This window comes from Streptomyces sp. NPDC028419 (assembly GCF_055565515.1).
The window spans coordinates 21362-46492 of record NZ_JBVHUE010000010.1 but is presented as its reverse complement, the minus strand read 5'-3'; the positions used below and the strand labels follow the sequence as shown (position 1 = coordinate 46492).

Below are 25131 nucleotides of genomic sequence, written 5' to 3'. Positions count from 1 at the left end.
AAAGACCCCGGGACAAGCGGGGCGACCCGGCTACTTGCCGGCGAGCAGGTTCGCGGCCTCGGTGCGCAGGTCGCGGCGCAGCTCCTTGGGCAGCGAGAAGACGATCGACTCCTCGGCCGTCTTGACGATCTCCACGTCGGCGTAGCCGCGCTGGGCCAGCCACTCCAGCACTTCCTCGACGAGGACCTCCGGGACCGAGGCGCCCGAGGTCAGGCCGACCGTGGTGACGCCCTCCAGCCAGGCCTCGTCGATCTCGCTCGCGAAGTCCACGAGGTGCGCGGCGGCCGCGCCGGCGTCGAGGGCGACCTCGACCAGCCGGATCGAGTTCGAGGAGTTCTTCGAGCCGACGACGATGACGAGGTCGGAGTCGGCGCCCATCACCTTGACGGCGGCCTGCCGGTTCGAGGTGGCGTAGCAGATGTCGTCGCTGGGCGGCGAGACGAGCAGCGGGAACTTGGTCTTCAGCGCGTCGACCGTCTCCATCGTCTCGTCGACCGAGAGCGTGGTCTGCGACAGCCAGACGACCTTGGACTCGTCGCGGACGGTGACCTTGGCGACGTCCTCGGGGCCGTCGACGATGGTGATGTGGTCCGGGGCCTCGCCGGAGGTGCCGATGACCTCCTCGTGGCCCTCGTGGCCGATGAGGAGGATGTCGAAGTCCTCGTTGGCGTAGCGGACCGCTTCCTTGTGCACCTTGGTGACCAGCGGGCACGTCGCGTCGATGGTGGCGAGCTTGCGCTCGGCGGCCTCGTCGTGGACGACGGGGGCGACGCCGTGCGCCGAGAACATCACGATGGAGCCCTCGGGGACCTCGGCCGTCCGTTCGACGAAGATGGCCCCCTTCTTCTCCAACGTCTGGACGACGTACTTGTTGTGGACGATCTCGTGGCGGACGTAGACCGGCGCACCGTACTGCTCAAGGGCCTTCTCGACGGCGATCACGGCTCGGTCGACGCCCGCGCAGTACCCGCGGGGGGCGGCGAGCAGGACACGGCGGGAAGCGGAAGCAGTCATGGCGTCCATCGTACGGGGGTGTCCAGCAGGCCGGTCGTCCCCCGTTCGACACACACTGGACCGAAAGCGTGTCCACTACATCACTCGGAGGGCGGATGGTGTCCGATACGGATCCCGGCACGGAGGCCGGGCCGTCACCCGGTACCGCCCCCGAGGGGCGGCTGCGGCGCAGCCTCGGCTTCCGTGACCTGGTCGTCTACGGTCTGCTCTTCATCGCGCCGATGGCCCCGGTCGGCATCTTCGGCACGCTCGACGCGAAGTCGCACGGCGCCGTGGCCCTGGTCTACCTCGCCGCCACCGTGGCGATGGCCTTCACCGCCTTCTCCTACGCGCAGATGGTCCGGGTCGCGCCGCAGGCCGGTTCGGTCTTCACCTACGCCCGCAAGGGCCTGGGCGAGGGGCCCGGGCTGATCGCCGGCTGGATGGCGATGCTCGACTACCTGCTGATCCCGGCGGTGGCGTACCTCTTCTCCGGGATCGCGATGCACGCGCTGGTGCCGGAGGTGTCGCGCTGGGTGTGGACGGCGCTGGCCGTGGTGGTCACCACCGCGCTGAACCTGTGGGGCGTACGGGCGGCGGCCCGCGTCGGCTTCGCCGTGCTGGCCCTGGAGGTGGTGGTCCTGCTGGTGTTCCTGGTCGCCGCCGTGACCGCGCTGGTCCAGGACGGCGCCCGGCGCGGCTGGCTGTCCCCGCTGACCGGGGACGGGTCCCTCGGCTTCTCCACGGGCGCGGTGCTCGGAGCGGTGTCGGTGGCGGTGCTCTCCTACCTGGGCTTCGACGCGATCGCCTCCTTCGCGGAGGAGGTGACGGGAGGCAGCGCGAAGGTGGCGCGGGCGGTGCTCTTCTGCCTGGCGCTGACCGGGGTGCTCTTCATCGCCCAGACCTATCTGGCGGCGCTGCTGACCCCGGTCTCCGCCGCCGAGCTGGCGGCCGATCCGGGGCTCCAGGGGCCGGCCTTCTACACCACCGTCGAGTCCGCCGTCGGGCCCTGGCTGCACGACCTGGTCGCGGCCAGCAAGGCGATCGGGGCGGCCTTCGCGGCGCTCGCCGGGCAGGCGGCGGCCGGTCGGCTGTTGTTCGCGATGGCCCGGGAGGGGCGGCTGCCGAAGCCGCTCGCGCGGACCTCGGGCGGCACCCCGCGCCCGGCGCTGCTGGTCGCGGCGACGGTGACGCTGGTCGCGGCCGTCTGGGCGGCCCGGCGCGACGACGGGCTGGACCACCTGGTCTCCGTCGTCGACATCGGGGCGCTCGTGGCCTTCACCCTGCTGCACGCCTCCGTGGTCGGCTGGTTCGTCGTACACCGCTCCGCGGGCCCCCCGAGCTGGTGGAAGCACCTGGTGGTGCCGGTCCTGGGCGCGGCCGTGACGGTCGCGGTGATCGTCGAGGCCTCGCACACCGCCCAGTGGGTCGGCGCGCTCTGGCTGGCCGTGGGACTGGCGGTGCTGGTGGCGCAGCGGGGGCGGCGCGCGGGGCGGGGACCGGGCGGACCTGGCCACGCTGTCGGTCCCGGCCGTTAGCCTGCCTGCATGGGTCTGAATTCATCGCCGGAGTCGCCGCTGCCCGTCGGTCAGGTGTCCCGGCTGATCGGGGGGTGGATCGACCGCCTCGGCCAGGTGTGGGTGGAGGGGCAGATCACCCAGCTGTCGCGGCGACCGGGGGCCGGGGTGGTGTTCTTGACCCTGCGCGATCCGTCGCACGACATCTCGGTGGCGGTGACCTGCTTCCGGCAGGTCTTCGACGAGGTCGCGGACTCCGTGTCGGAGGGCGCGCGCGTCCTCGTCCTCGCCAAGCCCGAGTGGTACGCGCCGCGCGGCCAGCTGTCCCTGCGGGCCACCGAGATACGGCCCGTGGGCATCGGCGAGCTGTTGGCGCGGCTGGAGAAGCTCAAGCGGTCGCTGGCCTCGGAGGGCCTGTTCGCGCTGGACCGCAAGAAGTCGCTGCCGTTCCTGCCGCAGCTGATCGGGCTGGTGGTCGGTCGGGCCTCGGCGGCCGAGCGGGACGTGCTGGAGAACGCGCGCCGCCGCTGGCCGGCGGTCCGCTTCGAGGTGCGCAACGTCGCCGTGCAGGGCGTCCACGCGGTGCCCCAGGTGATCGAGGCGGTCCGGGAGCTGGACGCGCTGCCCGAGGTCGACGTGATCATCGTGGCGCGCGGCGGCGGCAGCGTGGAGGACCTGCTGCCCTTCTCCGACGAGGAGGTCGTGCGTACGGTGGCCGCGGCCCGCACCCCGGTGGTCTCGGCGATCGGGCACGAGCCGGACTCCCCGCTGCTGGACCTGGTCGCCGACGTACGGGCGTCCACGCCCACCGACGCGGCGAAGAAGGTGGTCCCGGACGTCGGCGAGGAGCTGGAGCGGGTGCGCCAGTTGCAGGGCCGGGGGCTGCGCGCGGTGCGCGGCCTGCTGGACCGGGAGGAGCGCGGGCTCGCGCACGCCCTCGCGCGGCCGGTGTTCGTGCACCCGCAGCGGATGGTGGAGACCCGGGAGGCCGAGCTGGACGCCCTGCTCGCGCGGGCCCGGCGGACCGTGGGCCACCTGCTGGACCGGGCCGAGTCCGAGCTGGCACACACCCGCGCCCGGGTCGTGGCGCTGTCCCCCGCGGCGACGCTGGAGCGCGGGTACGCGGTGCTCCAGCGGGCGGACGGGCACGTGGTGCGCTCCCCCGCCGAGCTGGGGGCGGACGAGGTGCTGCGGGCACGGGTCGCGGAGGGCGAGTTCGCCGTCCGCGTCACCGAAGCCGGCTGACCACGGCTGCCGGCGGGACCGCGGGCGGCTCCGGAAGCCGCCATGTTCCCGAAACAATTTCCTTGTGTCACGCAGAATACGATCGGAGCGGGAATGACTGAGGCCGGTACGGCGCTGGGGTACGAGCAGGCTCGGGACGAGCTGATCGAGGTCGTGCGCAAGCTGGAGGCGGGCGGCACCTCCCTGGAGGACTCGCTGGCCCTCTGGGAGCGCGGCGAGGAGCTGGCGAAGGTCTGCCGGAACTGGCTGGAGGGCGCCCGGGCCCGACTGGACTCGGCCCTGGCGGGGCGGGACGGAGCGGGCGCGCCCGACGGGGACGCCGACTAGCCCCCGAGGGGGCGTCACCGCGTGAGGCCGCTCACCCCGTCGCACTAGTAGTTGAAATTTCAATTTCTTCGGCGTAGTGTCGGAGACATCGCTTCACCCCGGTTTTCGTATGGAAGAAGGCTTTCCGATGTCCCTCGTTCTTGACTCCGCCGCTCAGGACCTGCTGTTCCGCGAGGCCCGTACCGCCAACTCGTTCTCGGACGAGCCGGTGACCGAGGAGCAGGTCCAGGCGATCTACGACCTCGTCAAGTTCGGCCCGACGGCCTTCAACCAGACCCCCCTGCGCATCACGCTGGTCCGCTCCCCCGAGGCCCGCGAGCGCCTCGTGAAGCACATGGCCGCGGGCAACCAGCCCAAGACCCAGGCCGCCCCGCTGGTCGCGATCCTCTCCGCGGACAACGAGTTCCACGAGGAGCTGCCGGCCCTGCTCCCGAGCTTCCCGCAGGCCAAGGACCTCTTCTTCGCCGAGCGTCCGGTCCGCGAGCAGTCCGCCCTGGTGAACTCGGCCCTGCAGGCCGCCTACTTCATCGTCGGCATCCGCGCCGCCGGTCTGGCCGCCGGTCCGATGACGGGCCTGGACTTCGCCGGTGTCCAGAAGGAGTTCCTGGACGACGACCACACCCCGCTGATGGTCATCAACATCGGCAAGCCGGGCGAGAACGCCTGGTACCCGCGCTCCCCGCGCCTGGACTTCGACCAGGTCGTCACGACCGTCTGAGTCCGGCGAGCGTCGCGGTACGCGTCCGAACGTACCCGCGTACCCGCGCACCCGCACGAAGAAGGCCGCCCACCCCGGTTCCCCCGGGGCGGGCGGCCTTTTCGTGTCCGCTCGGCTCAGCTGCCCTGCTTGAACTCCAGCGCGCCGGCCAGCTCCGCCAGCTCCCCGAAGGCGCCGGTGCCGGTGACCACGGTCGCGTGGCCCTGCTCCTGGCGCACCAGGGCGCGGTACTTCGGGCCCTCCCAGCGCTCCCAGGACAGGTCGCCGACCTGCTGCGTCTGTCCGGTGGCCTTGGCCTTCTGGGTGACCTTGTCCAGGTACTTGGCCGAGGCGTCGCTCGACTGCTCCACCGCCACGTACTCGCCGCGCGGGTCGAGGAAGCCCAGGTGCCAGGCGTTCGCGTCCTTGCGGTCGTAGGTCACCGAGGTCGCGCGCCACTCCTTGGCGAGCCCGACGGGAGAGCCCACCGGGTACGGCGCCGCGCGGCGGGCCGTGAGGGTCTCGATGCGGTAGTCGACGACGTGCGTCGGGTCGGCCTTGTCGTCGTGCGGGACGGCCAGGTAGATCCCTCCCGCGACCACGCCGATGATCGCCAGCGACCGGACCATGTCCCAGATCGTCTGCTTGCCTTTCATGCCTGCCACGGGACCATCGTCCCGCATCGCGGTACGCGATCATCACCAGGGTCGCCCCGGCGGGGCCGCGCGGGGCGCGGCGAGGGACCCGATCCGTCCGCTCAGGCCAATGCGCTGACCGATATACCGCTCATACGTGCCCCGCCCTGCTCAATTTATCGACGTACCGATAGAGTTCCAGCACCCTCACTTCCGGCCGTCGCCGTACAGAAAGGTGCGCTCCGATGACCGAGCACAACCTGCCGCCCCAGCTCGAAGTCTCTCCGGAGGCACCCGACCGCAACCTCGCCCTGGAGCTCGTCCGGGTCACCGAGGCCGCCGCCATGGCCGCGGGCCGCTGGGTCGGGCGCGGCGACAAGCTCGGCGCCGACGGCGCCGCGGTCAACGCCATGCGCACCCTGATCTCCACCGTCTCGATGAACGGCGTGGTCGTCATCGGCGAGGGGGAGAAGGACGAAGCCCCCATGCTCTTCAACGGCGAGCGGGTCGGCGACGGCACCGGCGCCGAGGTCGACATCGCCGTCGACCCGATCGACGGCACCACCCTGAACGCCAAGGGCATGCCGAACGCGATCGCCGTCCTGGCCGCCGCCGACCGCGGCACCATGTTCGACCCGTCCGCGGTGTTCTACATGGAGAAGCTGGTCACCGGCCCCGAGGCCGCCGACTTCGTCGACATCAACGCCCCCGTGTCGGTGAACATCCGCCGGGTCGCCAAGGCCAAGAACATGGCCGTCGAGGACGTCACCGTGGTCATCCTGGACCGTCCCCGTCACGAGGGCATCGTCAAGGAGATCCGCGAGACCGGCGCCCGCATCAAGTTCATCTCGGACGGCGACGTCGCGGGCTCGGTCATGGCGGTCCGCGAGGGCACCGGCGTGGACCTGCTCCTCGGCATCGGCGGCACGCCCGAGGGCATCATCTCGGCCTGCGCCATCAAGTGCCTCGGCGGCACCATCCAGGGCAAGCTGTGGCCGAAGGACGAGGCCGAGCGCCAGAAGGCCATCGACGCGGGCCACGACCTGGACCGGGTCCTGCACACCAACGACCTGGTCTCCGGCGACAACGTCTTCTTCGTCGCCACCGGCATCACGGACGGCGAGCTGCTGCGCGGCGTCCACTACCGCTCCGAGACCGCGACCACGTCCTCGCTGGTCATGCGGTCGAAGTCGGGCACGATCCGGCAGATCGACTCCACCCACCGCCTGTCGAAGCTGCGGGCGTACAGCGCGATCGACTTCGACCGCGCGCAGTAGGCCTGCGGCCGGCACACCAGGAGGGGCGGTCACCGCGTGCGGCGGGACCGCCCCTCCGACACACCCACGGGGCCCCGACACCCCCGCCGAGGGCCACATCCAGCCCCGCCGGCGTTTGAGGCGCGGGGGCACATCCAGCCCCGCCGGAGGCCACACCCCAGCCCGCCGGGGGCCACACCCAGCCCCGTTTGGGGCCACACCCAGCCCGCTGGGGCCACATCCAGCCCGCGGGGGGCCACATACAGCCCCGTTTGGGGCCACATCCAGCCCGCCGGGGCCACATACAGCCCCGCCGGCGTTTGAGGCGCGGGGGTCCGGGGGCGGAGCCCCCCGGCAGCGGCGCCGCGCCGCGCCGAACCGCCCGGGCGGACGGACGGCCCCGGCGGACCCGACGGCCCGGTCGAACCACTCAGCCCGCGGCAGCGATCGGCTCGGACCCCGGCCCCTGCCGCAACTCGGCCGCCCGCCGCCGCCGCCGAGCCAGCACCACCCGCCGCTCGGCAGCGGTGAGCCCGCCCCACACCCCGTACGGCTCGGGCTGGAGCAGCGCGTGCTCCCGACAGGCGACCATCACGGGGCAGCGGGCACAGACCCGCTTGGCCGCCTCCTCCCGGGCCAGCCGAGCCGCCGTGGGCTCCTTGGAGGGAGCGAAGAAGAGGCCCGCCTCATCCCGCCGGCACACCGCCTCCGCGTGCCATGGGCCGTCCTCTTCCCTCGCGGGCGTCCGTGGGCCCGGGATACCCCGAACGCTCTGCACGGTGGCTACCTGCAGGGACTGATGCGGCGGATGCTGCACGGTCTACTCCTGACGACGTATTCGCGAGCGAGAGACGATGCACCTGTCCCTACCCGCTGTACGCCCCCCTATGCACTCTGTGCCACCCGGGGGAAGTTCGACCGGAATCCACCGCATCCGGAAGCCAAACGGAACCATTCGGCCGTGAACCGAACGAGACGGCTCAGCCCTCCAGACGCTTGCGGAACCTCTCCGCGAGATCGACGAGGCGGGAGCCCAGTTTGCGACGGGCCTCGATGTTGCCGAGGACGGTGAAGCCGCGGACGATCACGACGGGCGCCTGCGGGTCGGCGACGGCCTCCCCCTCGCCGTGCACCTCGAAGTTGCCGAGGACCCCGCTGCCGTACCCCCGCAGGGTGACGTTCTCCGGGACCTTGACCTCGACGTTGCCGAGCACGCAGGTCACGTTGATCTCGGTGACCTGCTGCTCGAAGACGGCCTCGGTGAGGTCGATGGTGATGTCCCCGAGGACCGAGACGGCCCGGGTGTGGGACGCCGGGCGCCAGCGGCCCTTGCGGGTGGCGCTGCTGAACACCGCCACCACGTTCTCGACGTAACCGCCACCGGGCGGTCCGGAAACCGGCCAGGCGGGACCGGAAGCGGGCACGGCGGCGGCGTAGGCGGCTCCCGGAGCGGCGGGGAGGTCCCGGACCAGCACCTCCAGCTCGGCGACGGTCTTGACGGCGTAGAGGGCGTCGAGGCGCTCCGCATGCTCCTCCGCGGTCAGCCGGCCCTCGGCGAGGGCGTCGCCGATGATCTGCGCGATGCGGTCACGGTCGGCGTCGGAAGCGCGCAGCGCGACGGGCGCGGATTCGGCTGCGGGCGCGGGCGCGGCGGGGTGCTTTTCGAAGTCCACGCCCCCAGCATAGCGAGACACGATAGATCGCGATACTGCTGAGTGAGCCTTACCTCACAGCCGGAGCCGGCGGAAGAGGTCCTACGCTGGAGGACTGCGCTGCCAATTGGGCGCCAGCGCTGTCTGCCGAGTGAGGATTGGCCACACGATGCCGGAGTTCGCGTACACCGACCTGCTGCCCCTGGGCGAGGACACCACCCCCTACCGGTTGGTGACCGCGGAGGGCGTCTCCACCTTCGAGGCCGACGGCCGTACGTTCCTCAAGGTCGAGCCCGAGGCGCTGCGCGCGCTCGCCGAAGAGGCCATCCACGACATCCAGCACTTCCTGCGCCCCGCGCACCTCGCGCAGCTGCGCCGGATCATCGACGACCCCGAGGCCAGCGCGAACGACAAGTTCGTGGCGCTGGACCTGCTGAAGAACGCGAACATCGCGGCGGCGGGCGTGCTGCCGATGTGCCAGGACACCGGCACCGCGATCGTGATGGGCAAGCGCGGCCAGAACGTGCTGACTTCGGGAGCCGACGAGGCGGCCCTGTCCCGCGGCATCTACGACGCCTACACCCGCCTCAACCTGCGCTACTCGCAGATGGCCCCGATCACCATGTGGGAGGAGAAGAACACCGGCTCGAACCTGCCCGCGCAGATCGAGCTGTACGCGACCGACGGCGGCGCGTACAAGTTCCTCTTCATGGCCAAGGGCGGCGGCTCGGCGAACAAGTCCTTCCTCTACCAGGAGACGAAGGCGGTCCTCAACGAGGCCTCCATGATGAAGTTCCTGGAGGAGAAGATCCGTTCGCTGGGCACGGCGGCCTGCCCGCCCTACCACCTGGCGATCGTGGTCGGCGGCACCTCGGCGGAGCACGCGCTCAAGACCGCGAAGTACGCCTCGGCGCACTACCTGGACGAGCTGCCGACCGAGGGTTCGGCGCTGGGCCACGGCTTCCGCGACGAGGCCCTGGAGCAGCAGGTCTTCGAGCTGACCCAGAAGATCGGCATCGGCGCCCAGTTCGGCGGCAAGTACTTCTGCCACGACGTCCGCGTGGTCCGCCTCCCCCGCCACGGAGCGTCCCTCCCGGTCGCCATCGCGGTCTCCTGCTCGGCGGACCGCCAGGCCACCGCGAAGATCACCGCGGAGGGCGTCTTCCTGGAACAGCTGGAGCGCGACCCGGCCCGCTTCCTCCCGGAGACCACCGACGAGCACCTCGCCGACTCGGCGGACGTCATCTCCATCGACCTCAACCAGCCGATGGACGAGATCCTGGCGACCCTGACCAAGCACCCGGTCAAGACCCGCCTGTCGCTGACCGGCCCGCTGGTCGTGGCGCGCGACATCGCGCACGCCAAGATCAAGGAGCTGCTGGACTCGGGCGCGCCGATGCCGCAGTACCTCAAGGACCACCCGGTCTACTACGCGGGCCCGGCGAAGACCCCCGAGGGCTACGCGTCCGGCTCCTTCGGCCCGACCACGGCCGGCCGGATGGACTCCTACGTCGAGCAGTTCCAGGCGGCGGGCGGCTCCAAGGTGATGCTGGCCAAGGGCAACCGCTCGCAGCAGGTCACGGACGCCTGCGGGACGCACGGCGGCTTCTACCTCGGCTCGATCGGCGGCCCGGCGGCCCGCCTCGCGCAGGACTGCATCAAGAAGGTCGAGGTCCTGGAGTACGAGGAGCTCGGCATGGAGGCGGTCTGGAAGATCGAGGTCGAGGACTTCCCGGCCTTCATCGTGGTCGACGACAAGGGCAACGACTTCTTCCAGAACCCGGCCCCGGAACCCACCTTCACCCACATCCCGGTCCGCGGCCCGGGCCTGGCGTAACCGACGGCCGGGCCGTGCGCGCGCGAGGCGCCCCGGCCCGGTTACAGGTAGGTCACCTGACGGATGTAGACGCACTCGCTTCTCGGGATGGTCAGGTAGACGAACATGCCGTCGTCGAGGTTCATGACGGCCCCCTTCGGCCCCATGTCCCGGTAGAGGGTTCCGTCGAGGTAGAGGGCTTCCGCTGCTCGCACGAGCTCGTCGGCGGCCCTCTCCACCTCTGCCACGAAGGCGGGCGGGGCGCCTGCGGTGACGTACTCCTCAGTGGGGTCGTACTCCCACCTCCAGGTCACTCGCTCACCGCCTGCGCGGCCTCGGCCTCGACGGCGGCCAGCTCGTCCATCGCGGGGCGGAAGGCCGGATCGTCCTTGCCGGTGGTGCGGTGGAGGGCGACCAGGGCGTCGTTGCGGCGGTTGAAGAGGTCCGGACGCCGTTCGATCTCCACCTCGCGCATCCACCAGTCGAGCCAGTGAGTGAGATGGCCGACCTTCCCGCTGCGGATGGCGGCGGCCAGCGCGTTCTCCTTGTGCTGCTCCAGCTCCGCCAAGCGGTGGGGGGCGATGCGGGCGACGGCGACGCGCACGGCGTCCGGGGTGCGCTCAGGTCGCGGGATCAGCGCCGCGCCGTGGTCCGGCTGTGTGGTCACGGTGTCCTCCAAGGGGTGCCCCGGCCAGAGTATCCATCCCCCGCCGCCGGTGGGCGCGCAGCTCCGCCCGCCCGGAGCGTACGCGGAACACCCGGCCGGGGTGCGCCGGCCGGGTGGGGGTGCGGGGGTGGTGGCGGTGCCGGGTGGGGGTTACGCGAAGCGTTGGTTCGTCGCGCCGTTGCAGGGCTGCAGGCGTACGGCTTCGTGGGGGGCGCCCACGGTGAGGCACATGCCGGGGGCGGCCTGCGGGCGGAGGGTGGCGCCGTTGCGGACGAACTGCTGGTTCGCGCCGCCGTGGCAGTTCCAGATGATCAGGCCGGTGCCCGCGCCGTAGTTGGCGCCGGGGACGTCCAGGCAGCGGTCCTGGGTCAGTTCGACGTGCAGCGACTTGCGAGGGGCGTCGTACCACCAGCCCTGGTTGCGGCCGCCGTGGCAGTCCCAGCCGAGGAGCGCGGTGCCGTTGGCGCTGGAGCCGCCGTTGGTGTCGACGCAGGTGCCATTGGCCTCGTTCTTCAGCGGCTTGTACAGGTCGTCCCAGGCCCCGGCCTGCAGGACGGGGGTGCCGGTGCTCGCCGGGTCGGCGCAGGAGGCCTCGCGCAGGCCGGAGTCGTAGAGCTGGGTCAGACAGGACGCGAAGGCGCCGTGGCCGCGGTAGTTGGGGTGGAAGGACTGCCGGGCGGTGTTCTCGTCCCACGGGAAGTGGTCGCCCAGGTCCAGGTAGAGGCCGCGGGCCCAGGTGTCCTCCATGCAGACCTCGTGGCCGTTGAAGAGCCGCGAGTTGTCGAGGTAGTAGGCGCCGGAGGCGAGGGCGGCGGCGCGCATGCCCTTCTCGAAGGTGGGCACCGCGTAGTTGCGGCCCCACGCGGCGTCCGAGTCGTAGCCCGCGCAGCCTCCGGGGAGCTTGCCGGGGAAGTTCGGGTTGTCGTAGAAGTCGGGGCCGATCGGGCTCGGGTAGCCCATCACGACCAGCTTGTAGTCGGTGTCGGCGTAACCGGCGTCCCGCATGACGGTCTTGAGGTCGGCGACCGTCGACTCGACCTTGGGCCGCAGGCCGTCCACCCGGGCCTGCCAGCCCGGCCCGTACTTGGGCTCGCAGGTGCCCTGGCTGAGCACCCAGCGGGTCACGCAGTCGGTCATGACGGGGCCGAACTGGAGGTCGTCATTGGCCCCGGCGACCAGCAGCACCATCTTGATGCGGGTGTTGCGGGCCTTGATGGCGAGGTTGTCGCTCTGGACCAGCTCGTCGGCGTACTGCTTGCTGCCGCCGATCCGGATGTTGCCGGTGTAGCCGCCGGAACAGGCCACGTTGAAGGTGAGGTCGGCGGGGATGCCGGTGCGGTGGATGGCCGAGTCCGGCGAGCGGTGGCACTGGTTGGACGAGGTGTTGGTCGCGGGGTCGTAGGCGCCGACGCCCTCGCCCGAGATCTCGCTGTCGCCCAGCGAGATCAGCCCGGTCTTGCGGTCGGCCACGGGGCGGATCGCCGGGTCGCCGTAGATCTTGGTGGCCTCCGCCGCGCGGACCGCCTCCAGTTCGGGCGACAGGGGCGTCGCCGCGGCCGGGGCGGTGGTGGCCGCCTGAGCCATGGGGGTGATGGCGGTGACGCCGCCGAGGGCGGCCGCGATCGCCGCGACCGCGGCGACGGTAGATCTGAGCCTGGGTGTGGTGCGGGCCATGGATGTCTCCCCGGTGTCGGTGTTACCCCCGGTATTTACTGGCCGGTAGGGGAGTTGGGAACACTTCGAACAAGACAATTGCTCAACTTTTTGAGGAGGCCACGAACATGACCGAAGACCAGCAGGCCAGTCAGACGGCGGGATTCCGCGTGGAACACGATTCGATGGGCGAGGTGTTGGTCCCCGCCGATGCCAAGTGGCGGGCCCAGACCCAGCGCGCCGTGGAGAACTTCCCCATCTCCGGGCAGCGCCTGGAACGGGCGCACATCGCCGCCCTCGCCCGGGTCAAGGCCGCGGCCGCCAAGGTCAACGCGGAGTTGGGCGTCCTGGACCGGGACGTCGCCGACGCCATCCGGTCGGCCGCCGCCGAGGTGGCCGAAGGACGTTGGGACGCGCACTTCCCCGTGGACGTCTTCCAGACGGGGTCCGGCACCTCGTCCAACATGAACGCCAACGAGGTGATCGCGACCCTGGCCACCGAGCGGCTGGGGCGCGAGGTGCACCCCAACGACCACGTCAACGCCTCGCAGAGTTCCAACGACGTCTTCCCGTCCTCGATCCACATCGCCGCCACCGCCGCCGTCACCGGCGAGCTGGTCCCGGCCCTGGAGCACCTCGCGGCCGCCCTGGAGCGCAAGTCCGACGAGTTCGCCGGGGTGGTCAAGGCGGGACGCACCCATTTGATGGACGCCACCCCGGTGACGCTGGGACAGGAGTTCGGCGGCTACGCGGCCCAGGTGCGCTACGGCGTCGAGCGGCTCCGGGCGGCGCTCCCCCGGCTCGCCGAACTGCCGCTGGGCGGCACCGCGGTCGGCACCGGGATCAACACCCCGCCCGGATTCTCCGCCGCGGTCATCGCCGAAGTGGCCGCCGAGACCGGGCTGCCGCTCACCGAGGCCCGCAACCACTTCGAGGCCCAGGGCGCGCGGGACGCGCTGGTGGAGACCTCGGGCATGCTCCGCACCGTCGCGGTCTCGCTCACGAAGATCGCCAACGATCTGCGCTGGATGGCCTCGGGACCGCGCACCGGATTGGCCGAAATCAATCTCCCGGATCTCCAGCCGGGCTCTTCGATCATGCCCGGAAAGGTCAATCCGGTCGTCGCCGAGGCCGTCCTGATGGTGGCCGCCCAAGTGACCGGAAACGACACCACGGTCGCCGTGGCCGGCGCGGCGGGCAACTTCGAGCTGAACGTGATGCTCCCGGTGATGGCCCGCAACCTCCTGGAGTCGATCCGACTGCTGGGCAGCGCGAGCCGCTTGCTGGCCGACCGCACGGTGGACGGGATCACCGCCAACGCGGCCCGGGCCAGGGAGTACGCGGAGTCCTCGCCCTCCGTGGTGACCCCGCTGAACCGCTACATCGGCTACGAGGAAGCGGCCAAGGTCGCCAAGAAGGCGCTCGCGGAACGCAAGACGATCCGCGAGGTCGTGCTGGAATCCGGCTACATCGAGCGCGGCTCGCTCACCCTGGAGCAGCTCGACGAAGCCCTTGACGTGCTGCGGATGACCCACCCCTGACCCGCCCCTGCCCACCCACAGGCTCCTCGGGCGAGGGCCGGATTTCGGTCGAATGCCGTCCCCGAACCCCTCCGTGACCTGCACCGCAGCGGGCGCGGGGGGCCCAGCCCTAAGATCTGCGCATGACAGGTACCGGAGGCCGCGGGGGCGGCGGGGCGCGCGGTGACGCCCGGGGCGGCGCCCGCGGCGATGCAGGCGGCCGCCCGTACGGCGACGCGCGCCAGGGCGCGTACGAAGGCGCGCACGAGGCCGCCACGGGCTCGCGCTGGGCGCCCGGGGAGCACGTCCTGTGGCGCTACCGCGACCACGCCCCGGGCCCGGAGGGGCCGGTCCACATCTGCCGTCCGGTGACGGTAGTCCAGGACACGCCCGAGCTGCTGGCCGTGTGGATGGCCCCGGACACCGAGCTCGTCAAGCCGGTGCTGGCCGACGGGACCTCGGTGCACGACGAGCCGCTGGCCACCCGCTACACCGCCCCGCGCACCACCGCCCGCTCGCGGTGGTTCGGCACCGGCGTGCTGAAGCTGGCCCGGCCCGACGATCCGTGGTCGGTCTGGCTGTTCTGGGACCACGGCTGGCGTTTCCGGAGCTGGTACGTGAACCTTGAGGAGCCCAGGACCCGATGGTCCGGCGGCATCGACTCCGTGGACCACTTCCTCGACATCTCCGTCTACCCCGACCGCACCTGGACGTGGCGGGACGAGGACGAGTTCGCGCAGGCGCTGCGCTGCGGGTTGATCGACGAGGGGACGGCCGAGCGGGTGCGGGAAGCCGGGCGGGCGGCGGTGCGACTGATCGAGGAGTGGGGGGCGCCGTTCTCCGACGGCTGGGAGAACTGGCGGCCCGATCCGGGCTGGAAGGTTCCGGTACTGCCCGAGGACTGGGACCGCACCCCGGCGCATATGACCTCATGAGACCCTTGATGCGCCCCCGGGTGCCAAACGTAGGATCAGCCTCCGCAAGCTTGCAGACAGGGCTTCATGCGAGGGTGTACACCCGTAATTGACGTGTTGTGCGCGGGACTTGACCGGAGGTCAACGCAGACCGAGAGGGATGGAGAGGCGGGGGTCCCCCCGACGAAGTGTGGGGAGGTGCCGCGGGCGACGGTGCCCCCGCCGCTGAGCGGGTATACCGCGACTGACCGAGTTGAGTGCAGCGCACATCCAGCGCAAACGGACGGAATTCCACGCGTGACGGAGTACCCCACCTCGTACGAGGGCCCGCAGCCTGCCGCGGCCGCCGCGACACCGGCGCCGGGCGGCTCCGACCTGCCCGGGCCCCGCCCGGCACGGCGGGGTGCGGAAGCTTCCGGTGCGGCGACCACTGGTGCGACCGCTTCCGTCGTGGGCGGCGGATCCGGTCCCCGCTCCGACGACCGGGGCGACATCCGCGGCCACGACAGCGGCCATGACGGCGGCCACGATCAGGGTCACGACCCGGGCCACGGCAAGACCCCGGCCCCGGCCGCCCAGGACACCCGGCCCGGGTCCCCCGACCCCGGTTCCAGTTCCGGTTCTGACTCCGCTTCGGGTTCCGGTGCTGATGGCGGTGGCGGCTCCGACAGCGACCGGTCCGCCCCGATCCCGGCCGCCCGCCGCGGTGGCACCACGCCCTCCCGGGACGCCTCCGCCGCCCGCAACGCCGCCGCGGCGGGACCGGCGCCGGAGCACCCCGAGGCCACCGGGCCGGCCGCCGCGCCGGATCCCGCCGCGACCACCTGGCCCGCGCCCGCCGCGGTCGGCCCCGCGGACGCGTCCGCCGGGGTTTCCGCTTCCGGCTCCGGCTGGGGCGCCGCCGCGGGGGACCCCGCCGGCATACCGGGCGTCCCGGACCCGGGGGCCGCCCGCCGCGAGGGCGACCGGCTCCGCTTCGTCGGCGCCGCCACCCGCCGGATCGCCCGCGGCATCGACCTCGACGAGATCGTCCTCGGCCTGTGCCGGGCCACCGTGCCCACCTTCTCCGACGCGATCCTCGTGTACCTGCGCGATCCGCTGCCCGTCGGCGACGAGCGCCCCATCGGCCCCGTCGTCCTGAGGCTGCGCCGGACCGACCGGTTGCGGCCGATCGACGACCTCACCGACGCCCTGCGCGGCGGCGGCGACACCATCGGCGCCGGGCTGGACCTCTCCGCGGTCGCCGGGGCCGGGGGCGAGCTGGACTTCAGCCAGCTGGCGCTCGTCGGACCGCAGGGCGACCTGCCCGCGGCCGAGCTGTGCGAGATCCGCTCCGGCGGAGCCCTCGCCGAAGTGCTGCGCGGGGTGCGGCCCGTCTTCGGGTCCTCCGCCGCCGCGCGCGCCGCGCTGCCCGAACTGCTGGGCGCGGACCACCCCGTACCGCGCGGCCAACGGGCGATCCTGGCCCCGCTGCGGGGCCGGCGCCGGGTCATCGGCGCCGCCGTGTTCCTGCGCACCCCGGACCGGCCCGCCTTCGAGCAGAACGACCTGCTCGTCGCCGCGCAGCTGGCCACCCACACGGCGCTCGGCATCGACAAGGCCGTCCTGTACGGCCGCGAGGCCTACATCGCCGACGAACTCCAGCGCACCATGCTCCCGGACAGCCTCCCGCAGCCCACCGGGGTCCGGCTCGCCAGCCGCTACCTCCCGGCCGCCGAGACGGCCCGGGTCGGCGGGGACTGGTACGACGCGATACCGCTGCCCGGCAGCCGGGTCGCCCTCGTCGTCGGCGACGTCATGGGCCACTCGATGACCTCCGCCGCGATCATGGGCCAGCTGCGCACCACCGCGCAGACCCTCGCACAGCTGGACCTGCCGCCCGCCGAGGTGTTGCACCACCTGGACGAGCAGGCCCAGCGGCTCGGCTCGGACCGGATGGCGACCTGCCTGTACGCGGTCTACGACCCCGTCTCGCACCGGATCACCATCGCCAACGCCGGCCACCCGCCGCCCGTCCTGCTGCACCTGGGCGGCCGCGCCGAGGTGCTCAGGGTGCCGCCCGGCGCCCCCATCGGGGTCGGCGGCGTCGACTTCGAGGCCGTCGAGCTGGACGCACCGGCCGGGGCCACCCTGTTGCTGTACACGGACGGGCTGGTCGAGTCCCGGCTGCGGGACGTGTGGACCGGCATCGAGCAGCTGCGCGAGCGCCTCGCCACGACCGCGCAGCTCACCGGCCTGGACCACCCGCCGCCGCTGGAAGCGCTCTGCGACGACGTCCTGGACATGCTCGGGCCGGGCGACCGGGACGACGACATCGCGCTGCTCGCGGCCCGCTTCGACGGGATCGCCCCGAGCGACGTCGCGTACTGGTTCCTGGACCCGGAGGAGACCGCTCCGGGCCGCGCCCGGCGCTTCGCCCGCCGCGCCCTGACCCGTTGGGGCCTGGAGGAGCTGAGCGACTCCCTGGAGCTGCTGGTGAGCGAGGTGGTCACCAATGCCGTGCGGTACGCCGAGCGGCCCGTGACGCTGCGCCTGCTGCGTACGGACGTCCTGCGCTGCGAGGTCGGGGACGACTCCCCGCAGCTGCCGCGCCAGCGCCGGGCCCGGGACACGGACGAGGGCGGCCGTGGCCTGTTCCTGGTCAACCGGATGGCTCGGCGCTGGGGCGCCACCCGACTGAGCAGCGGAAAGGTCGTCTGGTTCGAGCTGGCGCTGCCGGGGGCGGCGCCCGACCGGCCGTGACCGGGCGCGCGCAGGCCCCCGATGGACGCGGATGAACGAAGACCGCCGCCCGGCAGCGTTCCTGCTGCCGGGCGGCGGTCTTCGTGGTGCGTGCGCGCCCGCGGGCGCCGGCGCCTACGGGAAGGGCGGGAAGCCCTGGGTACGGGTCGGGCCCGGTGAGGAGTGCCCCGGGTCCGGCGACGAGTGGCCGGGGTCGGGCGAGGAGTGGCCGGGGTCCGGGCTGGAGCTGCGCGAGCTCGAACCGGTCGGGTTCGGGCTGCTCGACCCGGACGAGGAGCGGCTGTTGGTCGGCGCCGGGGTGCGGCTGGTCGAGGCCGAGGTGGACGGGGTCGGGCTCGGGGGCGGGGTGCCCATGTCCGCGTCCGGGAGCTCGAACTTGCTGGTGTCGACGCCCGAGAGCGCGGCCAGCGTGTAGGCCTTCCAGATGGCGGCGGGGAAGCTGGAGCCGCCCGCGCGGCCGAGACCGGCGGTCCCGGTCAGGGTGGTCTGCTTGCCGCCGCTGACCTCTTCACCGAACATCGCGACGACGGTGACCAGTTCGGGGGTGTAGCCGGTGAACCAGGCCGCGTAGTTGGACTCGGTCGTACCGGTCTTGCCCGCCGCCTGGTAGGCGTCGCTGTAGACCTTCTTGCCCGAGCCGTCGCTGACCACTCCGGTGAGCACCTTCGTCACGGTGTCGGCCGTCGAGGTGTCGATCACCTGGTCACCGATGGGGACCACCGGCTTGTAGGTGCGCGCGTGGTTCTGCGCGCTCTTGATGATCGACGGGGTGACCTTCTTGCCGTGGTGGTCGAAGGTCGCGTAGACGCCGGCCATCTCGACGGTGCTCGCGCTCATGGTGCCCAGCGCCATGGCGGGCTTGTCGGCGGGCCAGCCGTCGCGGTCCCGCATGCCGAGGGCGAGGCCCATCTCCTTGACCTTCTGCGGCTTCGCGTCGACGGTCATCTGCGCGTAGACGGAGTTGACCGAGGAGTTGGTCGCGCTCTGCACGGTGACGTTGTGGCCGATCTCCCAGTAGTTCTCCTGGTCCTGGTTCTGCGGGGAGAAGGGGGTGTCGCTGCCGACCACCGGGCGGCCGCTGGTGCCGTCGTAGAGGGTGCTCGGGTTGATCGGCTTGCCGTCCTGCGTCTTGGCGCCGTTCTGCAGGGCGGTGGCGAGCACGACCGGCTTGAAGGTCGAGCCGGGCTGGAAGTCGGTGCGCAGCGCGTTGCTGGACCACTTCTCGGCCTGGCCGGTACCGCCGTACATCGCGACGATCGCCCCGGTCTTCGGGTCCACCGAGGTGGCGCCGGCCTGGACGTTCTGGTCGACCGGGCGCTCCGCGGTGTTCTTGCGCTCCAGCTTGGATTCCAGCTCGTCGTTGACGGCCTTCTCCAGGGCGGCCTGCTTCTTCTTGTCGATGTTGAGCTTGATCGTCCAGCCGCCCGCGTCGATCGCGGCCTTGGGGACGCCCTGCCGGTTCAGCTCGGCGTCGGCGGCCTCCATCAGGTAGCCCTTCTGGCCCTCGCGCCCGGGGGTGGGCTTGGGCTTGATGGGCTCCTGGAACTTCAGGGTCTTGCGCTTGGCCTCGTCGAGCTTGCCCATGCCGACCATGTTGTCGAGGGTCGCGTTGAAGCGGATCATGACGAGGCGCTTGCCGTTGGGGCCCGCGGTCGCCCAGTCGTAGGAGCTGGGGGCCTGCAGGACGGCGGCCAGGTAGGCGCCCTGCTCCAGGGTGAGCTTCTGCGCGTCGACGCCGTAGTACGCCTGGGCGGCGGCCTGGATCCCATAAGCACCGCGACCGAAGTAGCTGGTGTTCATGTAACCCTCCAGGATCTGGTTCTTGCCCATGTCCTGGTCGGTCTTGAGGGAGATGACCATCTCCTTCAGCTTGCGCGTCGCCGTCTGGTCCTGGTTCAGGTAGTAGTTCTTGACGTACTGCTGCGTGATCGTCGAACCACCGGCCTTGCCCTTGCCGGTCACCGTGGAGATGAACCCGCGCACCAGACCCTTGAAGTCGATGCCCTGGTCCTTGTAGAAGTTCTTGTTCTCGATCGCGATGAACGTGGTGCGCACGTCCTCGGGGACCTTGTCGAAGGGCAGGATCTCGCGGTTGTACTTGCCCGTGCGGGTCATGACGGAGCCGTCGGACCACTGGTAGACGTTGCTCTGGAGCGTCGCCTCTTCGTTGGGCTTGGGCGCGTCGACGTAGAAGTAGAGGCCGACCAGGGCCGCCATGCCGAGCAGGATCAGGCCGAAGAAGGTGCCGAGGATCTTCTTCCAGGTGAAGAACCTGCGTATGCCGGTCCGTTTGCCGGCGCCCGCACCGCTCTTCCCGCGGTCGCTCTTCGACGCGCGACCGCGCGACGCACGCCGCGTCCCGCGCTGCTGCTGCGCCCGTCGCGCTTCTGCTCGGCCCATCGCTCCCGCTCCGCTCAATAACCCCCGACGTCAGCTCAGAAAGCTAACACCGGCGGCTGTGACAAGGGCTGCACAATCCTGATCAATAACGGTCAATTCGGACGTGAGAATCAGCACCCGCGCCCTATGAACCGACGCCTAGCAGACCAGAAGAGTTGCGGTGCGCCAAAAAAGTGATATCACTTTGCTAGGGAGTCCGACCGGCTCCTCTTGAACGAAACGGGGCGAACCATGACGAACATCAATGAAATGCCGGCGCCACAGGTACGGGAGTTCACCGCGAAGAGCGTGGGCGGCGGGCTGGCGCTGCTGCTCGGACTGCTGGGGCTGCTGCTCGGAGCGGGCCTGATCGCCACCGGTGCCGTCCTCACCGCCGTGGGCGCCAAGGCGGGTCTGATCGCCTTCGGCATCGTCGTCATCCTCGGCTCGCTCTACGCGATGTGCGGGCTCAACACGGTCGCGCCGGGCGAGGCCCGCGTGGTCCAGCTCTTCGGCCGCTACCGGGGCACGATCCGCACCGACGGCCTGCGCTGGGTCAACCCGCTGACCTCCCGCGACAAGATCTCCACCCGCGTGCGCAACCACGAGACGGCCGTCCTGAAGGTCAACGACGCCTACGGCAACCCGATCGAGCTGGCCGCGGTCGTCGTCTGGAAGGTGGAGGACACCGCGCGCGCCGTCTTCGAGGTCGACGACTTCACCGAGTTCGTCGAGACCCAGACCGAGGCCGCCGTCCGCCACATCGCGATCGAGTACCCCTACGACGCCCACGACGAGGGCGGCCTGTCCCTGCGCGGCAACGCCGAGGAGATCACCGAGAAGCTCGCGGTCGAGCTGCACGCCCGGGTCGAGGCGGCCGGCGTCCACATCATCGAGTCCCGCTTCACGCACCTCGCCTACGCGCCCGAGATCGCCTCGGCCATGCTCCAGCGCCAGCAGGCCGGCGCGGTCGTCGCGGCCCGTCGCCTGATCGTCGAGGGCGCCGTGGGTATGGTCGAGCTGGCCCTGACCCGCCTGCAGGAAGAGGACGTCGTGGACCTCGACCCGGACCGCAAGGCCGCCATGGTGTCCAACCTCATGGTGGTGCTCTGCGGGGACCGCGCGGCCCAGCCCGTCGTGAACACCGGAACCCTCTACCAGTGAAGGCGGGCGGCGAGCCGCCGGCCCCCGACGGGGCCGGCGAGGACGACCGACCCGCGGCGGCCACGGGCCCGGCCCGGCGCGCGGCCCGCAAGCAGGTGCTGCTGCGGCTCGACCCGCAGGTGTACGACGCCCTCGCCCGCTGGGCCGGTGACGAACTGCGCAGCGCCAACGCCCAGATCGAGTTCCTGCTCCGCCGCGCGCTCGCCGAGTCCGGCCGGCTCCCCTCCGCACCGGGCCCGATGCCCCGCCGCGGCCGCCCCCCGAAGGCGGCTCCCGAATAGGGAGCCCGCGCGAACGCCCCCGCCCCACCGGGCCGGGGGCGTTCGCGCGCCGGCCCCGGGCCCGCGGCCCTCGTATGCGGGCGGCGTGTGCGCCGTGGGTAGAGTCGGTCCATGTCCATAGGTCACACACTGCTCGGCCTCCTGGAGGCCGGGCCGCGCGACGGCTACGACCTCAAGCGCGCCTTCGACGAGACGTTCGGCCAGGGTCGGCCGCTCGCCTACGGTGAGGTCCACGCGACCATGGCCCGGCTCCTGGAGAACGGCCTCGTCGAGGTCGACGGCGTCGAGGGCGACGGCGGTCCGGAGCGCAAGCGGTACGCCATCACGGACGCCGGGATCACCGACGTCGAGGTCTGGCTGGGGTCCCCGGAGAAGCCCGAGTCCTACCTCCAGTCGACCCTCTACGCCAAGGTCGTCCTGGCCCTGCTCACCGGCCGCAGCGCCGAACAGCTCCTCGACACCCAGCGCGCCGAGCACCTGCGCACGATGCGCCTGCTGACCAATCGCAAGCGCAAGGGCGACCTGGCCGCCCAACTGATCTGTGACCACGCCCTCTTCCACCTGGAAGCCGACCTGCGCTGGCTGGAGCTGACCGCGGCCCGCCTGGACCAGCTCCGCCACGAGGTGCGCCCGTGATCCCCGCCGGTTCCCTGCTCGCCGCCGAAGGTCTGCACAAGTCCTACGGCTCCAACTCCGCCCTGATCGGGGCGGAGTTCTCCATCCACCCCGGCGAGGTCGTCGCCGTCATGGGGCCCTCCGGCTCCGGCAAGTCGACGCTGCTGCACTGCCTGGCCGGGATCGTCGCGCCCGACGCGGGGACCATCACCTACGCCGGGCGCGAGCTGTCCGCCATGAACGACGCCCAGCGCAGCGCCCTGCGCCGCAGCGAGTTCGGCTTCGTCTTCCAGTTCGGCCAGCTCGTCCCGGAGTTGACCTGCCTGGAGAACGTGGCCCTGCCGCTGCGCCTGAACGGCGTCAAGCGCAAACAGGCCGAGGCCACCGCCCTGGCCTGGATGACCCGGCTGGAGGTGGAGGACATAGCCGCCCAGCGGCCCGGCGAGGCCAGCGGCGGCCAGGGCCAGCGCGTCGCGATCGCCCGCGCCCTGGTCACCAGCCCCCGGGTGGTCTTCGCCGACGAACCCACCGGCGCCCTGGACACGCTCAACGGCGAACTGGTCATGCAGCTGCTCACCGAAGCCGCGCGGGCCGCCAGCACCGCGGTCGTCCTGGTCACGCACGAGGCCCGGGTCGCCGCCTTCTCGGACCGCGAGGTCGTCGTGCGGGACGGCAGGACGCAGGACATGGAGCGCATCGTATGACCGCTGCGCAGGGCTGGGCCCGCGACCTCCTCATGGGCGCCCGGTTCGCCCTGAACGGCGGCCGCCAGGGGTGGACCCGCACGCTGCTCACCGGGGTCGGCGTCGGGCTCGGCGTCGCCCTGCTGCTGGTCACGACCGCGCTGCCGAGCGCGCTGACCGCCCGTACCGACCGCGGCGACGCCCGCACGAACATGTCGCTGACCGGCCCCGAGCGCCCCCGGCCGGACACCTTCCTGATCGCGCGGGCCTCCCAGGAGTACCACCACAAGACCATCGAGGGGTTCCGCATCAAGGCCGAGGGGCCGGACGCCCCCGCCCCGCCCGGCCTCTCCCGCTTCCCCCGCCCGGACGAATTCGCCGTCTCCCCCGCCCTGGACGCGCTGCTGAAGTCCGCCGACGGGCAGCGGCTCCGCGAGCGCTTCGGGGCCAAGTCCTTCACCGTGATCGGCGATGCGGGCCTGATCGGCCCCGGCGAGCTGTTCTTCTACGCGGGCACCGACGACCTGCGCACCAGCGGCGCCCGCTACGGACAGGTCCAGCGCTACGACGCCTTCGGCGCCGCCGACGAAGGCGACCGGCTCGACCCGGTCCTGGCCCTGATGGTCGTCCTGACCTTCGTCGCGCTGCTGATGCCGGTCACCGTCTTCATCGCCGCCGCCACCCGCTTCGGCGGCGAGCAGCGCGACCGCCGCCTCGCCGCGCTCCGCCTGGTCGGCGCCGACGTCCGGATGGTGCGCCGGATCGCCGCGGGCGAGGCGCTGGCCGGGGCCGTCCTCGGCCTGGGCCTCGGCGTCCTCTTCTTCCTCGTCTCACGGCAGTTGGTCGCCAGCCCGGCGCTGGGGCGGCGCGGCGTCTTCCCCGGCGATCTCGACCCGAGCCCCTGGCTCGCGGCGCTCGTCGCCGTCGCCGTACCGCTGCTCTCGGTCGCGGTCACCCTCTTCACCCTGCGCGGCGTGGGCATCGAACCGCTGGGCGTCGTACGGGCCGCGCCCCCCGCCAAGCGCCGGATCTGGTGGCGGCTGCTGCCGCCGCTCGGCGGGATCGCGCTCCTCGCGCCGCTGGCGAACCGGAGCACCGACGACCCCACGCGCTTCCACCAGGGCCAGGTGAGCACGGGCGTCGTCCTGCTGCTCGTGGGCATCACCGCCGTGCTGCCCTGGCTGGTCGAGCGGAGCGTCTCCCGACTGTCCCGCGGCCCCGTCTCCTGGCAGCTCGCCGTGCGCCGCCTCCAGGTCGCCAGCGGTACGGCGGCCCGACTGGTCAACGGCGTCGCGGTCGCGGTCGCCGGGGCCATCGCGCTGCAGATCCTCTTCGCCGGCACCGAGTCCGTGTACACCTCCCTCGTCGGCGTCGACCCCGCGCGGGCCCAGATGGCCGTGACCGCGGACCGCCAGCCCGGGTCCGACCTGCGGATCGAGGACATCGCCGCGAAGGTCGCGCAGGCCGAGGGCGTCACCAAGACCGTCGCCCTGACCAGGACCAGCGCGGCCCCCAAAGTGCCGGCCGGCGAGTCGAGCCTCCAGATCACCGTGGGCACCTGTGACGCGCTGCGCGAGGTCGCGGTGATCCAGACCTGCGCCGAGGGCGACTCCTTCGCCCTGACGGGGAGCCCGAACCCGGACGGATCGTCGGACGCCGTCCCGCCCGGGGCCGGCACCAAGCTCTTCGTGGGCGCCGTGTCGGGAGACCCGGACGACGGCAAGCCGGTCGAGTGGACGGTCCCCCAGGGCGTCCGGAAGGTCTCCGCCCGCCTCGACCCGGACGGGGGCCTCGGCACCGGCCTGCTGACCACTCCGTCCGTCGCACCGCCGGTGGCCGACGCGCAGGTCTTCGCGAACGCGTACGTCATGCTCGACCCGGCGGTGCCGGAGGCGGTGGAGAACGTCCGCACGGCCACCTACCGGGCGGACCCGCTCGCCCGGGCGTACCAGCTCCAGTACGCCAAGACCAACGGCCAGTACGACACCATCCGGAGCGGGTTGTACATCGGATCCGTGCTGGTGCTGGTACTCATCGGGCTGAGCCTGCTGGTGGCGCAGCTGGAGCAACTGCGCGAACGGGCGCGGCTGCTGTCCTCGCTGGTCGCCTTCGGCACCCCACGCCGCACGCTGTGCCTGTCGGTGCTGTGGCAGACGGCGCTGCCGATCGCGCTGGCCCTGGTCCTCGCCAGCGCCGTGGGCCTGACCCTGGGTTCGGTCCTGTTGCGGATGACGGGGCTGCCCGTGGTGATCGAGTGGAACGTGATCCTGGCGATGGTCGGGGCCGGCGGCGCCCTGGTCCTCCTGGTGACACTGCTCAGCCTGCCGCCGCTGCTGCGGATGATGCGCCCGGACGGCCTGCGGACCGAGTGAGCG

General features: G+C 71.9%; 22 protein-coding genes. 14 read left to right on the top strand and 8 right to left on the bottom strand.

The features are described 5' to 3' along the window. Window positions 1-30: 30 nt before the first annotated feature. Window positions 31-1023: a 4-hydroxy-3-methylbut-2-enyl diphosphate reductase gene (locus ACZ4UB_RS14035; RefSeq protein WP_354379657.1), complete on the bottom strand. Its 993-nt coding sequence runs from the start codon at window positions 1021-1023 to the stop codon at window positions 31-33. An 86-nt stretch (window positions 1024-1109) separates the two neighbouring features. Here ACZ4UB_RS14035 and ACZ4UB_RS14030 point away from each other — a divergent pair, with 86 nt between their 5' ends. The 4 genes from ACZ4UB_RS14030 to ACZ4UB_RS14015 all read left to right on the top strand — a co-directional run bounded on the left by ACZ4UB_RS14030 (window position 1110) and on the right by ACZ4UB_RS14015 (window position 4800). Next, window positions 1110-2531 carry an APC family permease gene (locus ACZ4UB_RS14030; protein WP_468070332.1) on the top strand — a complete coding sequence of 474 codons (1422 nt, stop codon included), beginning with the start codon at window positions 1110-1112 and terminating at the stop codon, window positions 2529-2531. Between the two features lie 9 nt (window positions 2532-2540). After that, window positions 2541-3755: an exodeoxyribonuclease VII large subunit gene (gene xseA / locus ACZ4UB_RS14025; RefSeq protein ID WP_354379659.1), complete on the top strand. Its 1215-nt coding sequence runs from the start codon at window positions 2541-2543 to the stop codon at window positions 3753-3755. A gap of 93 nt (window positions 3756-3848) precedes the next feature. Next, window positions 3849-4082, top strand: a complete 234-nt coding sequence (locus ACZ4UB_RS14020) for an exodeoxyribonuclease VII small subunit (protein WP_468070331.1) — start codon at window positions 3849-3851, stop codon at window positions 4080-4082. 127 nt (window positions 4083-4209) lie between these two features. Further along, window positions 4210-4800, top strand: a complete 591-nt coding sequence (locus tag ACZ4UB_RS14015; RefSeq protein ID WP_354379661.1) for a malonic semialdehyde reductase — start codon at window positions 4210-4212, stop codon at window positions 4798-4800. Between the two features lie 116 nt (window positions 4801-4916). Here the strand turns inward: ACZ4UB_RS14015 and ACZ4UB_RS14010 are convergent, their stop codons facing one another. Beyond that, window positions 4917-5435 (bottom strand): DUF4245 domain-containing protein, encoded by a 519-nt coding sequence (locus tag ACZ4UB_RS14010; protein WP_467960752.1) that lies wholly within the window; start codon window positions 5433-5435, stop codon window positions 4917-4919. Between the two features lie 224 nt (window positions 5436-5659). Between ACZ4UB_RS14010 and glpX the strand changes: the two genes are divergently transcribed. Continuing rightward, complete coding sequence (glpX, locus tag ACZ4UB_RS14005) at window positions 5660-6691, top strand: class II fructose-bisphosphatase (protein ID WP_354379662.1); 1032 nt, start codon at window positions 5660-5662, stop codon at window positions 6689-6691. A 409-nt stretch (window positions 6692-7100) separates the two neighbouring features. On the opposite strand, the gene ACZ4UB_RS14000 is transcribed toward glpX, so the two are convergent. Beyond that, the gene (locus ACZ4UB_RS14000; protein WP_354379663.1) at window positions 7101-7487 is read right to left on the bottom strand and encodes a WhiB family transcriptional regulator; all 387 of its coding nucleotides are present in this window, start codon (window positions 7485-7487) and stop codon (window positions 7101-7103) included. A 163-nt stretch (window positions 7488-7650) separates the two neighbouring features. Beyond that, window positions 7651-8343 (bottom strand): DUF1707 SHOCT-like domain-containing protein, encoded by a 693-nt coding sequence (locus tag ACZ4UB_RS13995; RefSeq protein ID WP_468070330.1) that lies wholly within the window; start codon window positions 8341-8343, stop codon window positions 7651-7653. 148 nt (window positions 8344-8491) lie between these two features. Here ACZ4UB_RS13995 and ACZ4UB_RS13990 point away from each other — a divergent pair, with 148 nt between their 5' ends. Further along, window positions 8492-10159, top strand: a complete 1668-nt coding sequence (locus ACZ4UB_RS13990) for a fumarate hydratase (RefSeq protein WP_468070329.1) — start codon at window positions 8492-8494, stop codon at window positions 10157-10159. A gap of 41 nt (window positions 10160-10200) precedes the next feature. Here the strand turns inward: ACZ4UB_RS13990 and ACZ4UB_RS13985 are convergent, their stop codons facing one another. The 3 genes from ACZ4UB_RS13985 to ACZ4UB_RS13975 all read right to left on the bottom strand — a co-directional run bounded on the left by ACZ4UB_RS13985 (window position 10201) and on the right by ACZ4UB_RS13975 (window position 12479). Continuing rightward, the gene (locus ACZ4UB_RS13985) at window positions 10201-10452 is read right to left on the bottom strand and encodes a hypothetical protein (RefSeq protein WP_468070328.1); all 252 of its coding nucleotides are present in this window, start codon (window positions 10450-10452) and stop codon (window positions 10201-10203) included. After that, complete coding sequence (locus ACZ4UB_RS13980) at window positions 10449-10805, bottom strand: hypothetical protein (RefSeq protein WP_468070327.1); 357 nt, start codon at window positions 10803-10805, stop codon at window positions 10449-10451. The genes ACZ4UB_RS13985 and ACZ4UB_RS13980 overlap by 4 nt, the downstream gene beginning before the upstream one ends. A gap of 150 nt (window positions 10806-10955) precedes the next feature. Continuing rightward, window positions 10956-12479: a ricin-type beta-trefoil lectin domain protein gene (locus ACZ4UB_RS13975; RefSeq protein ID WP_468070326.1), complete on the bottom strand. Its 1524-nt coding sequence runs from the start codon at window positions 12477-12479 to the stop codon at window positions 10956-10958. Window positions 12480-12586: 107 nt separating this feature from the next. On the opposite strand from ACZ4UB_RS13975, the gene ACZ4UB_RS13970 reads away from it, so the two are divergent. The 3 genes from ACZ4UB_RS13970 (at window position 12587) to ACZ4UB_RS13960 (ending at window position 17634) form a co-directional block, all read left to right on the top strand. Beyond that, window positions 12587-13999 carry a class II fumarate hydratase gene (locus tag ACZ4UB_RS13970; RefSeq protein ID WP_468070325.1) on the top strand — a complete coding sequence of 471 codons (1413 nt, stop codon included), beginning with the start codon at window positions 12587-12589 and terminating at the stop codon, window positions 13997-13999. A gap of 122 nt (window positions 14000-14121) precedes the next feature. Then, entirely contained in the window at window positions 14122-14913 is a 792-nt protein-coding gene (fomD, locus tag ACZ4UB_RS13965) for a cytidylyl-2-hydroxypropylphosphonate hydrolase (protein ID WP_468070324.1), read from the top strand. Between the two features lie 276 nt (window positions 14914-15189). Continuing rightward, window positions 15190-17634: a SpoIIE family protein phosphatase gene (locus ACZ4UB_RS13960; protein WP_468070323.1), complete on the top strand. Its 2445-nt coding sequence runs from the start codon at window positions 15190-15192 to the stop codon at window positions 17632-17634. A gap of 114 nt (window positions 17635-17748) precedes the next feature. Here the strand turns inward: ACZ4UB_RS13960 and ACZ4UB_RS13955 are convergent, their stop codons facing one another. Beyond that, a complete protein-coding gene (locus ACZ4UB_RS13955) occupies window positions 17749-20034 on the bottom strand; it encodes a transglycosylase domain-containing protein (protein WP_468070322.1) in 2286 nt (761 codons plus the stop codon). 231 nt (window positions 20035-20265) lie between these two features. On the opposite strand from ACZ4UB_RS13955, the gene ACZ4UB_RS13950 reads away from it, so the two are divergent. The 5 genes from ACZ4UB_RS13950 to ACZ4UB_RS13930 all read left to right on the top strand — a co-directional run bounded on the left by ACZ4UB_RS13950 (window position 20266) and on the right by ACZ4UB_RS13930 (window position 25128). After that, complete coding sequence (locus tag ACZ4UB_RS13950; protein WP_354379672.1) at window positions 20266-21177, top strand: SPFH domain-containing protein; 912 nt, start codon at window positions 20266-20268, stop codon at window positions 21175-21177. Continuing rightward, window positions 21174-21458: a type II toxin-antitoxin system antitoxin gene (locus tag ACZ4UB_RS13945; RefSeq protein WP_468070321.1), complete on the top strand. Its 285-nt coding sequence runs from the start codon at window positions 21174-21176 to the stop codon at window positions 21456-21458. The genes ACZ4UB_RS13950 and ACZ4UB_RS13945 overlap by 4 nt, the downstream gene beginning before the upstream one ends. A 111-nt stretch (window positions 21459-21569) precedes the next feature. Then, window positions 21570-22094, top strand: a complete 525-nt coding sequence (locus ACZ4UB_RS13940; protein ID WP_468070320.1) for a PadR family transcriptional regulator — start codon at window positions 21570-21572, stop codon at window positions 22092-22094. Then, window positions 22091-22777: an ABC transporter ATP-binding protein gene (locus ACZ4UB_RS13935; RefSeq protein WP_468070319.1), complete on the top strand. Its 687-nt coding sequence runs from the start codon at window positions 22091-22093 to the stop codon at window positions 22775-22777. Before ACZ4UB_RS13940 ends, ACZ4UB_RS13935 begins: the two co-directional genes overlap by 4 nt. Then, window positions 22774-25128 (top strand): ABC transporter permease, encoded by a 2355-nt coding sequence (locus ACZ4UB_RS13930; protein WP_468070318.1) that lies wholly within the window; start codon window positions 22774-22776, stop codon window positions 25126-25128. Before ACZ4UB_RS13935 ends, ACZ4UB_RS13930 begins: the two co-directional genes overlap by 4 nt. Window positions 25129-25131: the final 3 nt, after the last annotated feature.